Below are 14,033 nucleotides of genomic sequence, written 5' to 3'. Positions count from 1 at the left end.
TAATCTTAAATACTTAAATAGTCAGGGCATCCGGGTGTCCGTGGTTAGGAGCTCGAAATCTTAAATCACAAATCGCTATTCTTAAATAAGTCCGGGCATCAGGGCGTCCGGCTAACGAAAATAGGGTAATCCTTCCATTGGTATCTTTCACCACCTGGTAGAATGTTATTATCTTCAACGAGAAGGATCCTTGGTAACCATGCAGCTGGACTATTTTTACATTGACTCAAAAAACCAAAAAATATGGGACTTAAAGTAATCGGAGCGGGTTGGGGAAGAACTGGCACCGAATCATTGAAAAAAGCACTGGAACTAATCGGATTTGGTAAATGCTATCATGCGTTCGAACTGATTAAGGATGGCAAACGAATCGTGTATTGGGAGCAATTGGCCCGTGGTGAAAAGCCCGAGTACGACAAACTGTTTGAAGGCTATCAGTCTGCGGTAGATTTTCCTTCAGCGATGTATTACAAAGAGTTCATGGAGCAATATCCCGACGCCAAGGTCATACTTTCTTACCGTGATGCTGCAAGTTGGTACGAGAGTGCTTCAAAGACCATCCTCAGGTCACTGCCATCATTTCTGATCCCGGTGACTCGTTTTATTGGATTGTTTAATAAAAACATCAGCTACTTTCCACGTACTTATGCGATCATGATGAACTTAATTCACGACCAGTTCATGGAAGGTAAAAACAATGACCGCGTGTTTATGATAAACTTGTACAACCAGTAGGTAGAGGATGTCAAGCAGACCGTGCCACCGGAAAAGCTTCTGGTGTTTGAAGCACGAGAAGGATGGGAGCCTTTGTGTAAATTCCTGAATGTACCAATTCCTCAGGTTCCCTATCCGAGAGGAAACGACAGCGATCAATTTCACAAAAGATTTAAAATTTCCAATTTTATTAAAGAATTTGGCAGGAACAATAAATAACACGAGCCATCTTTATCGTTCCATTCCGTTTTACAAACAATAAATAAGTTAGATGAGCTCATTCAGGCCATAGGAAGTGAAATTAATTGACGTTGCCCGTTTAAAGATTGCCTTGCAATTATGTTGAAATTCTTTCGGAAAATACGTTTTGACCATATGAGTGAGAACAAAGCCTTGAAATACCTGAAATACGCTTTCGGAGAAATCGTCCTTGTTGCCATTGGTATACTGATTGCGCTGGGGGTTAATAACTGGAATGAAACCCGCAAGAATGCCATTACAGAGCATGAGTACTTGGTTGCATTGCTTGAGGATTTTGAAACAAACCTTACGAAATCAAACGAGATCGTTAAAAGAATTGGAGATGACATTCCCCAGTTGATCGGATTGCTGGAACAGTCGGCCCTCGAAAAACCGACTATTTCTGTTGATTCAATTAATAATGCCTTTTCAAAGGTCAATGATATGCCCACGTATAGTAGCACTGACAGAACGTATAATAATTTGGTGGGCTCTGGTGATTTAAAGATAATTAATGATGAAAGCCTTAAAACGAACCTGGCCAACTATTATAAATCGCTGTATATTTTAAATCTGGTGCAGCAAACGCATGAATCGGAGCTTGTCCAATCCTTCCAGCCTTTTATTATTGAATTTCTCGACTTCCAGGCTGTCAGGCCTCTGATCATTAAGGAATTTCCATTGCCTGGATCTTTCGAAACAACTAAAATCCTGGAAGTGATGAAAACACGCCGGTTCAGGAATATCGTTGTCCTCAAGTGGACGATACTTACAGATTTATTGGATTTAAACCGTAATCTGGAGCGCATAAACCAATCTATTGTAGATCAGTTGAAACAACTTGCGATGTAAGACAGGATCGCGCTGACGTTCTTCCTAACCTGTTCTGGTTAAATGAGAAATGATAACTTTATTCCTTGGTCAACCTGACAGGTTGCAGAACGGGACTTGATCAAAAGGCATGGTCAACAGATTACAATGTGACTCGAATTTTTTATGGCAGCTCCTTAAACTTAGATAGTGGATGATGGAAACAATAGCAGATAAATTTCTTGGAACATGGGATTTGGTGTCCTGGACCATAGAAACCAGCGATGGAAAAGTTGAATCTCCATTTGGTGACCACGTTTCTGGCCAGATTACCTACGAAAGCAATGGGATCATGTCCGTACTGATTATGAAAAACGACCGGCTTCCATTTCGCAGCCCGGATCCGTTGGAAGGTAGTCCGGAAGAAGTGCTATCCGCCTGGAACGGATTTATTGCTTATTGTGGAAGTTACGAGCTCAATGGTGATCTGAATGTCGTAATTCACCAGATTAAAATAAGTTCATTTCCAAACTGGGTTGGTCAAAATCAGGTTCGCAGATTTAATTTCAATGAAGACTTACTAACTCTGAGCACCGACTTCATTGGTTCAAGGAAACATAAACTTATCTGGAAGAGAATGACCACTCATCGTGTTTCCCGACACTAATGCCGGTTCCTGTTGTTAGATAATATCGATCCTTCAAAGCTTTGATTGGAAATTCAATGATCAAACCTGTTTTAAAATTGCCTCAATTAAATGGTAAAATTCTATCGAAAATTACGTTATGACTTTATGAATCAGAACAAAGCCATAAAATACCTGAAATATGCTTTCGGAGAAATAGTCCTTGTAGTGATTGGTATCCTGCTGGCATTGCAGGTTAATAATTGGAATATTGGCCGGAATAACGCTAAAGAAGAAATTGCATTATTGAAGCAGCTTGAAAATGAGTACAGCGAAAATTTAAGAGAAGTTGATGAAAAGATCTTCATGCGTACTGCCATCCTGAGCTCCATCAGTCAGTTGTTTTTTTACATCGATAATGGTATAACTGGCGTACCCCTGGATACCGTCCGGAAGCACGTGCGCCGTACTTATTCGCAACCCACTTTTGATGGCCCGGATGGTGTGACATCGGAACTTCTTAATTCTGGAAAGCTCTATTTGATCAATAATTCAGAATTAAGAATCCAGTTATCCAACTGGAAAAATACGGTACAGAAGATGCTGGAAGAGGAACAATTACTGGTCAATATGGATGTTAACTTTTATTATGAATACATGCGTCAGCATTTCAATTCACGGAAAATGGGGGGTGAGCAAACAGAAGATAAAGCAACGAGTGTCTTCCTGCTCTCGGATAGTAAAAAAAGTAACATTTTCAGGATACCGGGAGTAAATGACGAATCCGAATACAAAAAATATTTGAATGATCCAGCTATATCCAGTTATCTGATTTCGATCAATAGCTACTGTCGCAATGCAAACATTCAGGCTAATGGGTTGAAGAAAAAAATAGAAAGGATTTTGGAAATCATTCACATTGAATTGAAATCCAAGGTGAAATAAATAGGTCTCAACTGCAGCAGGTATAATCTATCATTAAATTGTTTCGAAAAATAATTTCAATTTTGTCTGGACGGGTAAATCAAAAAGGTAAACCCGATTACTATCCGCTGTTTCAAAAAGTAGAATTTGAAAACCTGCTTGACAACATGTTGTGGATGAATCAATAGATTAAAATGATGCTGGAGGAAACCGATTTGCTTATCAATAAAATATTGGAAGAGACCACAGCTGAATAACATGAACAAGTTTTAGTCATCTTGATATCCTCATTTGATATCAAAAAGAGGGTTAACCTTACCCAGCCAGTTTCTGCGTTGGATTAGTTTTTATTCATGCAACTTAGGTTACAGACTCCGGTGTGTCATAAGGGTATATTTAGGTCATGACACACCGAGATAAACTTAAAGGTGTACTACTGGCATTCGTATCGGTGATTGCCGTGTCCAATGTCTATATTTTCAGTAAGGCGGCTCTGGGTGAGGTCAGTTTTCCACAGTTTGGTGTGTACTGGTTTTCGCTGGGGCTATTGTGGATATTCCTCTACGGATGTACGCAACGCACATACCGGACCATCATTGCATTGACCAGGAGAAAGAAATGGATTTTGATTCTGTTGGGTATCATTGAAGTTGCTGGAACCTATTTTTTCTTCAAAGCCATTCATACCATTTTCAATCCGGCTATTACTTCCTTTTTAGGCAATGTATCACCAGTTTTTGTTATTTACCTGAGTTTTTTGTTCCTCAAAGAACGTTTTAATTACCTGGAATTGGCTGGCATGCTGCTTGCTGTTCTTGGCGCATTCATTATTAGTTACCGCGGAAGTACATCGATCCGTGACATGTTTATCGATGGTACTCAATATGTCATTTATTCCAGTTTGCTTTCTGCGGTAAGTTCGGTGATCACCAAAAAAAATATCAGGAACATCCATCCGGTCATCCTGACGACTAACCGGAGTTTGTTTTTATTACTGTTCTCTTTGATCGCATTGATTGCCGGGCATCAGACTCTGGCCATTAGTTTCAATGCCTTTACCAATATTTTCATTGGCGCCTTGCTGGGACCTTTTTTAACCGTTATCGCCGGATACCTGGCATTGCAGTACATCCCATTGTCTCAGCGAGCTATCATTAACAGCACGAAAGGCCTCTTTGTACTCCTGGGTGCCTATTGGTATTTTGGTGAATTCCCGCAGACCATGGCATTGATCGGAGGATTGATTACCATCGTTGGGCTATTGCTCATAGTATTTGGGAAGACCAGGGTGGAGGATTCCATTCAGAATTTGTAAGTCAACCAATTCACTTGTTCCGGCAACCTCAAAAGAAAACCTGGCAAGGCAGGTGTCTGGCTATTGTCCGTCCTAAGGAAGAGTCAGGTGAAACCTTATTGAGGCAACGGCGGAAAGGCTTAAAAGCGATGAAGTGGTCAGAACCATGAACTAAATTGCAAGTCTTGAACAGAAAGAATGAATAACTTCATGTTTTAAAAAAAGGGAGGTCCACCTTGCCATTCGCTTTGGTATTTTCTTCTTAATTTGGATAACCAATAAGCTGGCTATGGGTATCTTTTCTTTTAGCGTTTACATCAACTCACCACAGGAGAAAGTATTCGATTTTCTCACTGATCCATCAAACCTTTCAAAATGGAATTCAACATTTGAAGCCGCTAAGTGGACTTCTGATGATGCACCGGAGGTGGGTTCGAAATATCAGGTGTCCGCAAAATTATTGGGCCGTCATAAAGAAGGATTTTTTGAAATCATCCACTGGGATCGGCCGGTCCAGTACGGTTATCAAATGGTAACCACTTTTTTCCCTATCAAAAGTCTGGAAACCATCATTACAATGGAACGAAAAGATCAGGGCACGCTGACAACTTTTAGTTCCAGCTTTGCAATTGCCCGGGCTTTGCAGTTTGCTGAAGGATTTTTTACCAGAATGGGTGAAAAGCAGGATAAAATTAATTTGGAAAAAGCAAAGAAAATTCTGGAGTTGAATAATCATTAGAAAAACGCCAGGGATTACGCGGAGCACGTGCATTTCAACAATTCACGACCGCTAATATAATATATGCAGAGGCATGAAATCTATATGCAGGTGCCTGTTTTTCAAATTGTAACTCGCATGCTCCATCGCAATAAATGGAATTATTGTTTAGATTTCATGGGTCAAAACTTTTTTCAATGAAATGTTCTGTGCTGTATAAAGGAATAATTGCCTTCTTATTTACCCTGCTTGTCACAGGAGTGTCTGCGCAGGTGTGGGAGAACAGAACCATTGACAGCCTGTTCGCCAATTGGAACAACGCCCATTCCCCGGGTTGTGCACTGGGTATCATGAAGGATGGGCAACTGATTTATTCCAGAGGTTATGGCATGGCTAATCTGGAGTACTCCATACCGAATACCGACACAACGGTTTTCCGGATTGGTTCAACTTCCAAGCAATTCACAGCGGCCTGCATCATCCGCCTGGTCGAGCAAGGTCGATTAACCCTCGATAAAACATTGCAGGAAATATTTCCGGATTTTCCGGACTACGCCAAAAAAATTACCATCCGGCATCTGCTCAATCACACCAGTGGTATCCGCGATTACCTGCAATTGTCATTTTTAAAGGGTTTGGGAGACGATGATTTTTACACAGATGACGATGTCATGGCCTGGCTGGTTAATCAGAGGGACCTTAATTTTGAGCCGGGAGCTGAATTTTTGTACAGCAACTCCGGTTATTGGCTGCTAGGACAAATCGTCCTTGAAGTTGCCGGTATGAATCTGGCTGAATTTGCTGCCCGGGAGCTCTTTCAACCATTGGGTATGGAGCATACCCATTTCCACAACGATCATACCCGGATTGTGAAGTACAGAGCTTCCGGGTATGTTCCGGATCCCCGGGATGGATACAGAATCAGTATGACGACGCTGGACATGATAGGGGATGGAGGCATTTTCACGACCATTAAAGACCTTAAAATATGGGATGACGCTTTTTACAATTCCACTGTTTTAAGCAAATCATTCTGGGAAATGATGACTCGACAGGGGATCCTGAACAATGGTGAACAGATTGATTACGCCAGCGGGTTATTTATTGGGAATTACAAAGGTTTAAAAATGATCCGGCATGGCGGCGCATTTGTTGGATTTCGCGCAGAGATGTTGCGCTTTCCGGAGCAGCACGTCACGATTGCCATACTGGCCAACCGGAGCGATGCCCGGCCGTCCAGTCTCGCCAATAAGGTGGCGGATATTGTCTTGAAAGATGTAATTCCCGCTCAGGAAAAAATACAGACGGATGATGGAGTGGTCCCTGCCCGGCAACCTGAAAAATTGAACCTGGAACAGCTTGCTGGAAATTATGAGCTCCAAGCCGGAATGGTTTTGAAAGTGACCATTGAAAATGACACACTGGTCGTGGAACAAAGCTGGGATAAGGTCGACTATCACATCGTCCGGACAGACGGCAATACATTTGTTATTCCGCATAATGACGGCATCCTATTCACTTTTTCCAAGGTGGAAGACGGATTTAGTCAGCAACTGGAAGTGCTTCAAAGTGGTAACAAAATGCATTTATACCGTAAGCCAACCATGGATCCGTCCCAGGTAAATCTCGCGGATTATGCGGGCGATTATTACAGTCAGGAATTGGATGTAACGTATCATTTCCGGTTGGAAGACGACATCCTGGTGGTGCAAATCGATAAAAAAGCTACTGCGGCTTGCAGTATATCCGGTCCCGATGCCATCAGCATGTATCTTGGTCTGGCGCGGTTTCTGCGATCTGGAGGCAAGATTACCGGTTTTGAACTCGATTCCGGCCGGGTGAAAAACCTGAAATTTGAAAAGCTGAATTGAGGAGCTATATGGACCACCAAACCAACTAATCGGTATCTGAATGATTCTGCGGACCTTAAAAAACGAATCAAAGAGCAAAACTGGTTTGCCGTAATTCTGGAAGTTATAATGGTCATCCTCTGGGTGACTCTGGCGTTTCAGATCAACAGTTGGAATGAAAACCGGAAGGACCGAATTGCAGAACAGCATATTTTGAATGGACTCTATCATGAATTTCTTGCTGCTGAAAAAGAAATAACGGCAGATATGAAAAGCCGTAACCATTACATTCGCACGCAACGGGTTATTGAACAAATCCGTCTTAATCATTCCCAGGTACCGTTGGATTCCGTGCGCCAGATCGTTGAAAATCTTGCCAGTTACCGGTATTATACCCCAACACACCCAATCCTGCAGGACTTGCAAACTTCTGGTCGATTTGATTTGATCGAATCCGCTGAGGTCCGGGATCAACTGTCCTCTTATTTGCAGGAAAAAGACCGCCTGGCCGTAATTGAAGAAAGAGAACGCTCCTTTGTCGCCAATTATATTGAACCCTACCTGACTAAGCATCTGGATTTATTGCAGCTTAATTCGGATGACTTGAAAGCAGAGTCGGATCAGTATCGGATTTTTATCGAAATGACCTACGGTCAGGAATTCGGGAGCTTACTTTTTTACAAAACGAAGCGAACCTCTTCGGCTCTATCCTATTCCCAAAGAGTCCTCGATCTGATCAAATCCTTGCAGGTTTTACTCAATGAGGCCAAAAATTGAAAAGCTTCACTAAAAGCTTAAAAAGTAATTTTTTGGGCATTTGGATTTAAAATTCTAATCAGGTAATTTAAATTTTCAAGAATGGGAGTCAGACACTTAGTAAGATTTAAGATTTAGGATTTAAGATTTAGGATTGATCGTATTTTAATTACTTTAACAATCTCTAAAGTTCAGAGCCATGAACTTTCTCGGTTAAAATGAAAAAAGCAATATGCTGGAATTCGAATTAAACATCATTATCAACCGGCCCATCGAAGAGGTTTTTACTGTTTTGAGCGACCTTGAAAATGATCTGAAATGGCGGCGGGAGTGGGTGGATGCCCAGAAAACAACCGAAGGGCCGATTGGTGTCGGAACCCGGTTTAGCCTTTTTGCTAAATCCTTTGGCCGGCGGATGGAGACCGTTTACGAGACCACCAGTTACCAGCTAAACCAAATCGTCGCCTGGAAAACCATAGTAGGTCCACTTCCGCTGTCATTCGAGCGGATTTTTGAGCGAGCCGAAGGTGGCACACGATTCAAGATCAGGTACCTGGCGGATGTACACGGGTTTCTCAGGTTATTGTTATTGCTCTCTGCCGGATTGGTCAAGCGACAACACCGGAGTGATCTGCAACGGGTAAAAGAGTTGATGGATATTAGTGCATTGTGACGAATATGCTTATCCAATGACAATGCCAAAAGCGATTTAATCCGAGGCTACTTCTGGCTAATTAATTGATTGCCAATACCATAGCTAACTTTTGTACATTTTGAATCAGGTTGTCTCAAGAAGAATTGGAGGGTTATGAGTGAGGATTGTTGGGAGGGTTAAGAATTTCGGAGTAAGACTATTGCATAATTGGTACAGAGGTTTTACATTTGCATCCTGCTTGGAACAAAGCGTTCCAGGTTACTGAATGAAAGTCCGGTAGTTCAGTTGGTTGGAATATCCCGCTGTATAGCGGGAGGATCGCGGGTTCAACTCTCGGGATCTTGATTCGGTCCCTGAATTCTGGAATTTAACTACGGTCCGGTAGTTCAGTTGGTTAGAATACGTGCCTGTCACGCACGGGGTCGCGGGTTCGAGTCCCGTCCGGACCGCCTTCGCTCGCCATGGTTTTGTTGAAACTATGGCGAGCTTTTTTATTTTAGACAAGTCGCTATATAATGTTTTTTACTGTTTGCAGAGCCAACTTGCATTAAACCCTTTTTGCCCTTTAAAAATTATCGCTGCATAAATTCAAATAACTGAAGAGGCCGATCTGTGTTTTCCACCCGAAATACTTTTATTTCCATGGATTGCTTGGGCTGACCATAATTGTAGAAAATGGTGATTTTCAAATAGGTGGGATGGTCATTATCAGCATAGAGTTCATTTAAATTTATAACCCATTTCCCTTGAAGGTCATTGTCCAGGAATAGTTGTGCGCTGGAATACCTGGCGGGTACATCAGTGTCCTTGCTGGGTGCGTTTTCCCAGGTATCGTAACTTCCGTACGGGTTAATGAAATCCAATCCAAACTCAACAGCCGGCTCGTTCCATTCAAGAACCAGGCGGGTCCCTTCTTCAGATAAGGTATTCCCTTCCAGTTGTGCTTCCTCCAGCAACTCACTGTCGTGTAAGTGAAGCAGATTCAATAATTCGGTGGTTATAAGATTATCCTCCCCGCTGGAATCATATTCCTGACCGGTTAACGCTTCGGAAGCGTTTCCAAAATGGGTGTAAAAAGTCATGGCGTTTTTATAATCAGCAGCTTCTGCATATGCATTGGCCAAGTCCCGATAGGCTTGTGCCGGCATGGTATTATTAGCTAGGATGGATTCAAATAACGGCACAGCAAGATCGTAATTGCCGTGTTTTTCCTGGATATATGCCAGGGCTTTGATTACCTCAGGTCGATCGGAAAACCGTTGAACAATTTCCTCCTTAAGTAGATCGGTTTCTGCAGTATTGTTCCAACGGGTTAAAAAGTAATCGCAGACATCCAGATAATAATATGGATGGTTGGCGTGATTCTTTTTTTGCTGTTCATGGATAGCCCAAGCTTTCTTGCGATTTCGCACAGGTATCAGGCCTTGCAGGTAAGTTGACTGAAAAGGCAGATAGTTTTCTGGCCTCGCGGCGGAAGCGATCAAACTATCCAGTAGCATTTTTTTGTCAAAGCTGCGATCGACGTCCATTTCATCCAGGCTTGCCTGGCCTTTAGTATTGAGGATGATCACTCCTCCGGCACCCCGGGGACCATATTTCGCTATTCCCGAGTTGCGATCAAGTATGGCAACCCTTTCAATGTCAGAGCCCACCAAATAGGTAGGAGGGTTCTCGGAAATCGTTCCGTCGGTGTCAAATAATGCCGGTGGATTGGATATTTGCACGCCATCTTCAGAGGAGAAATTATTAACAAATCGCTGGAGAAAAACAAATATGCCTTCTGCTTCCCGGACCACCCGCATATTGGGTACCAAAGCCTGCAGGGAGGTTAGAAAGTCAGGCCCTGCATTGATGAGCTGATTTCCGTCGATGATAGTCAAGGTGCCGGAAAAGCCATCTTTATCCAGGATGCCCCAGGAAGTTTTGATCAAATTCTTATTGGTTGCGTATTCTTTTAACAACTGATTTTGGCTCTTAGGTGCTCTTTTAACCTTGACTTCCACGATGTCCAGGTCCAGATCAGCAGGCTCAAGCCGGACATGGTAAGGGGATTGGATCGCGGACACTGATACGGTAAAAGTTTGCATTCCCAGATAGCTAAATACCAGGGTATCATCTGGATTTACCGGCAGGTTGTAATGGCCGGATTCATCGCTTTTTGTTCCATGATCCGTATGCTTAATCTGAATGTTGACATTGGGCAGCGGAGCATTATTGGCATCGGTTACCGTGCCGGTAATACGCTGAGGTTGTTGCTGGGCGCTGGCTAAACCAGGCAGGAGTGAGCAGAAGAGAGCCAAACACTTTAATAGTCCTTTGTAATTCATGTTCGTAGTTTGCTGCTTTTCCTGCAAGCAATGAAGCCGAACCGGCAGCTATTGTTGACTAACCCAATCTATGCAAGATAACAGAATTTGGTTGCTGCCAGCATCGATAGCCAGTGCAGGGGGGATTCAATTTATTAATTCGACCTGTAAGTTCACTCACAATCAGACTTCTCCTGAGGATCATCCATTCCCTCCCAATGAGCAAATACAAACACATCCCGCCTTGTTTCCTGCTTACTCATGACTTATTAATTCGTTTAGGAGCCCGTTTTTTAATAGTCAGCTTGGCATCTTGTAGCTTTCGCCCCAATTCATCATCCTTGGCCAATTGTAAGAAATCCTTTTCAAGACCTAGTACTTTCAATACATTCAGATAAAGGCCAATTCCCACACCCGGGTGACCCTTTTCGATTTTCACAAGCGTAGATCGCCCAATACCTGCACGTTCTGCAACTTTTTCACTACTTAGTTTTCGTCTTAAACGAGCCAGCCTTATATTCTCTCCAAATTCTGTAAGAATCTGCTGAGTTTTAGGTAATAATGTTGGTGTTTTGTTCGCCATAATGTTTCATTAAAAACACAAAAATACATTTTATTGTTTTAATATTAAGACATTATATAAATGTATAAGAGCAGTGCCTTAAGAATCCCATAGCCAAAATTCGGAGCTTTCGTGATAATATGGCGTTTAGGCTTTCATTGTATCATCAGAAGGTTTATAATCCTGGTCTGCTACCACGCTACACCTCGGTTCATTTTATAACTTGAGGGCATTAATGCTTTGAAAATGAGATTTCTTCCCTTTTTAATCGTAGCTGTATGGTCTTCAATCCAGCTATCCGCTCAGCAGCCGGCACGTCTACCGGAGAATAGCGCTGCCGAAAAATTTTTCAATCCCGCTGACCTGATGCTATTTGGCGCCTTTTATTATCCGGAACAATGGGACTCCTCCCAGTGGGAACGCGACCTGGATAACATGGGAAAGTTGGGCTTCGACTTCACCCATTTTGCCGAGTTTGCCTGGGCATTTCTGGAGCCAGAGGAAGGAAAATTTGATTTTTCCTGGCTGGATCATGCGGTAGATCTTGCGGACAAAGCAGGCTTGAAGGTGATCATGTGCACCCCATCGGAATGTCCGCCGGCCTGGATGGGTGAGAAATACCCGGAGATTTACCTGGTAGGAGAGGATGGCAGGCGTAAAGAACATGGCATCCGTGCCTATGCCTCAATCACCAATCCCGTTTACCGTAAATTTGTCCAGCGGATCACGGAAGAACTGGCCAGACATTATGGTGGTGACCCGCGCATCATGGGGTGGCAACTGGACAACGAGCCTTTGGCCATGCCCGATTACAGTCCCTCGGCCCGGGTAGCTTTTCAGCGGTGGCTAAAGGAAAAATACAGTTCCATCGACCAACTGAACGAAGCCTGGGTGGGAAGTTTCTGGAGTACCAAATACTTTAATTTTGAGCAAATATTGATTCCCAATCAGGGCTTGAATAATGAAGATAAACTCAGTCCGCATGCCCTCCTTGACTTTAAACGATTTACTGCCGACGCCACCGCGGACTTCCTGGATGAGCAGGCTGCCATCATCCGTCCATACAAACGGGCGGATCAGTGGATCACGACCAATTATACCAACGCAACGGCCGATTCCGATCCGCGCCGCACACGGCAATTGGATTTTCCCTGTTTCACCATGTACCTGGTCAGCGGACACAATCACCTGGGTGGATTAAATTTCCGCATTGGCAATCCCTATAAACTGTACGAAGCCAACGATTATTTCCGTCCGATCAGCGGCGTGACCGGTGTCATGGAATTGCAGCCTGGTCAGGTGAATTGGGCATCGGTCAGTCCGATGATCCAACCTGGCGCCATCCATATGTGGATCCTGCAGGCCCTCGGAGGTGGCAGTTCATTTGTGTGCACGTACCGCTACCGGTCGCCCATTAAGCACAGTGAGATGTATCACGATGGCATTGTAGGATTGGATGGGATGACCCTCAGTCAGGGCGGAGAGGAGTTTGTCCAGGCCATCGAGGAGATCAAAACGCTGAGAAAGGTTGCTGATGTCGGTGCTCCTATGCCAGATGAATTGTCGGGGAGAAGAACGGCATTCTTGTGGAGTCATGACGTCCAATGGGATCTGGATATCCAGCCGCAGACCGATTTGTGGGATACCTGGGACAACCGGAATCGCTATTCTTCGATCGTTAAGTCTACCGGAGCCCCTATGGACTTCATTGGAGAAGGGGCTGACTTTTCTGAATATCCTTTTTTAATTGCCCCGGCCTACCAACTGATTGATGAGAAACTGGTGGAAAAATGGACGGATTATGTGGAAAATGGAGGGCATCTCATCTTGACCTGCCGGACCGGTCAAAAAGATAAGGACGGACATTTCTTCGAAGCCGAGATGGCTGCTCCCATCAGCGCGCTAATCGGCGCCGATCATGAATTCCAGGATATGCTGTTGCCGGATCTGGAAGGCCTGGTGAAAACAGAAAATGGAGCATACCCTTGGAATTGTTGGGCGGAAATCCTGACACCCTACACGGGTACTGAAACCTGGGCGACCTATGACGATCAGTTTTACCGGGGAAAATCCGCAGTGGTTCATCGGCGCATTGGGGAGGGAAGTGTCACCTTCATCGGGGTGAATACGATAGATGGTCAACTGGAACGGGAGATGGTCCGGAAGGTATACAACCAAGCCGGTGTGCCGATCGGGGACCTTCCTGCCGGGGTGTTTGTAGAATGGCGTGACGGTTTGTACGTTGGTGTCAATTATTCGGGCGATCCCGTCGTTTTGCCCATCCCAGAACAAGGAAAAATCATCCTGGGAGAAAATCCGTTGCAGCCGGCTCAGGTGATGATCTGGAAAGAATAGGTTGTTTCAATTGGAATTTTCCGAAAGTGCCAGCCATTCCTCATAGCTATTCCCCGAATTCGTTTTCTATCCGTTGCAGAACCCGATTTGTTTCGGATAACTCAAGCAGTGCCTACTCCTTCATGCAAGTGTATTATTTCGATACCTGGGAGGAATGGACAGCAATTAAATAATTACCCTGCCGGGAAGATCAATTATGACCTTTGTCTTCAATTTACAGGATA

At 43.8% G+C, this 14,033-nt stretch carries 13 protein-coding genes and 1 tRNA gene; 12 read left to right on the top strand and 2 right to left on the bottom strand.

Features of this window, described 5'->3' with window-relative positions; all coding sequences use genetic code 11:
* Window positions 1-243 precede the first annotated feature (243 nt).
* The 11 genes from H6570_14465 (at window position 244) to H6570_14415 (ending at window position 9,035) form a co-directional block, all read left to right on the top strand.
* A complete protein-coding gene (locus H6570_14465; protein ID MCB9320482.1) occupies window positions 244-735 on the top strand; it encodes a sulfotransferase family protein in 492 nt (163 codons plus the stop codon).
* A gap of 42 nt (window positions 736-777) precedes the next feature.
* The gene (locus H6570_14460) at window positions 778-933 is read left to right on the top strand and encodes a hypothetical protein (GenBank protein MCB9320481.1); all 156 of its coding nucleotides are present in this window, start codon (window positions 778-780) and stop codon (window positions 931-933) included.
* 156 nt (window positions 934-1,089) lie between these two features.
* Window positions 1,090-1,806: a hypothetical protein gene (locus H6570_14455; GenBank protein ID MCB9320480.1), complete on the top strand. Its 717-nt coding sequence runs from the start codon at window positions 1,090-1,092 to the stop codon at window positions 1,804-1,806.
* A gap of 172 nt (window positions 1,807-1,978) precedes the next feature.
* Window positions 1,979-2,431, top strand: coding sequence for a lipocalin-like domain-containing protein (locus H6570_14450; GenBank protein MCB9320479.1), 453 nt, complete (start codon window positions 1,979-1,981; stop codon window positions 2,429-2,431).
* A gap of 126 nt (window positions 2,432-2,557) precedes the next feature.
* Complete coding sequence (locus H6570_14445) at window positions 2,558-3,334, top strand: hypothetical protein (protein ID MCB9320478.1); 777 nt, start codon at window positions 2,558-2,560, stop codon at window positions 3,332-3,334.
* Between the two features lie 382 nt (window positions 3,335-3,716).
* Complete coding sequence (locus tag H6570_14440; protein MCB9320477.1) at window positions 3,717-4,628, top strand: DMT family transporter; 912 nt, start codon at window positions 3,717-3,719, stop codon at window positions 4,626-4,628.
* Between the two features lie 268 nt (window positions 4,629-4,896).
* Entirely contained in the window at window positions 4,897-5,346 is a 450-nt protein-coding gene (locus H6570_14435; protein MCB9320476.1) for an SRPBCC family protein, read from the top strand.
* A gap of 176 nt (window positions 5,347-5,522) precedes the next feature.
* Entirely contained in the window at window positions 5,523-7,196 is a 1,674-nt protein-coding gene (locus tag H6570_14430; protein ID MCB9320475.1) for a serine hydrolase, read from the top strand.
* A gap of 108 nt (window positions 7,197-7,304) precedes the next feature.
* On the top strand, window positions 7,305-7,952 hold the full coding sequence (locus tag H6570_14425; protein ID MCB9320474.1) for a hypothetical protein: 648 nt from the start codon (window positions 7,305-7,307) through the stop codon (window positions 7,950-7,952).
* Between the two features lie 211 nt (window positions 7,953-8,163).
* A complete protein-coding gene (locus H6570_14420; protein ID MCB9320473.1) occupies window positions 8,164-8,604 on the top strand; it encodes an SRPBCC family protein in 441 nt (146 codons plus the stop codon).
* Window positions 8,605-8,961: 357 nt separating this feature from the next.
* Window positions 8,962-9,035 (top strand) — tRNA-Asp (locus H6570_14415).
* Between the two features lie 123 nt (window positions 9,036-9,158).
* Here the strand turns inward: H6570_14415 and H6570_14410 are convergent.
* A complete protein-coding gene (locus tag H6570_14410; protein ID MCB9320472.1) occupies window positions 9,159-10,913 on the bottom strand; it encodes a carboxypeptidase-like regulatory domain-containing protein in 1,755 nt (584 codons plus the stop codon).
* Between the two features lie 238 nt (window positions 10,914-11,151).
* Complete coding sequence (locus H6570_14405; protein MCB9320471.1) at window positions 11,152-11,475, bottom strand: helix-turn-helix transcriptional regulator; 324 nt, start codon at window positions 11,473-11,475, stop codon at window positions 11,152-11,154.
* 225 nt (window positions 11,476-11,700) lie between these two features.
* On the opposite strand from H6570_14405, the gene H6570_14400 reads away from it, so the two are divergent.
* Complete coding sequence (locus H6570_14400; protein MCB9320470.1) at window positions 11,701-13,809, top strand: beta-galactosidase; 2,109 nt, start codon at window positions 11,701-11,703, stop codon at window positions 13,807-13,809.
* The last annotated feature ends 224 nt before the right edge of the window (window positions 13,810-14,033 follow it).

It is taken from the genome of Lewinellaceae bacterium, assembly GCA_020636135.1.
Taxonomy (GTDB): Bacteria; Bacteroidota; Bacteroidia; order Chitinophagales; family Saprospiraceae; genus JAGQXC01.
Note: the sequence above shows the minus strand (reverse complement) of the source record. Positions and strands in the feature narration are given on the sequence as shown.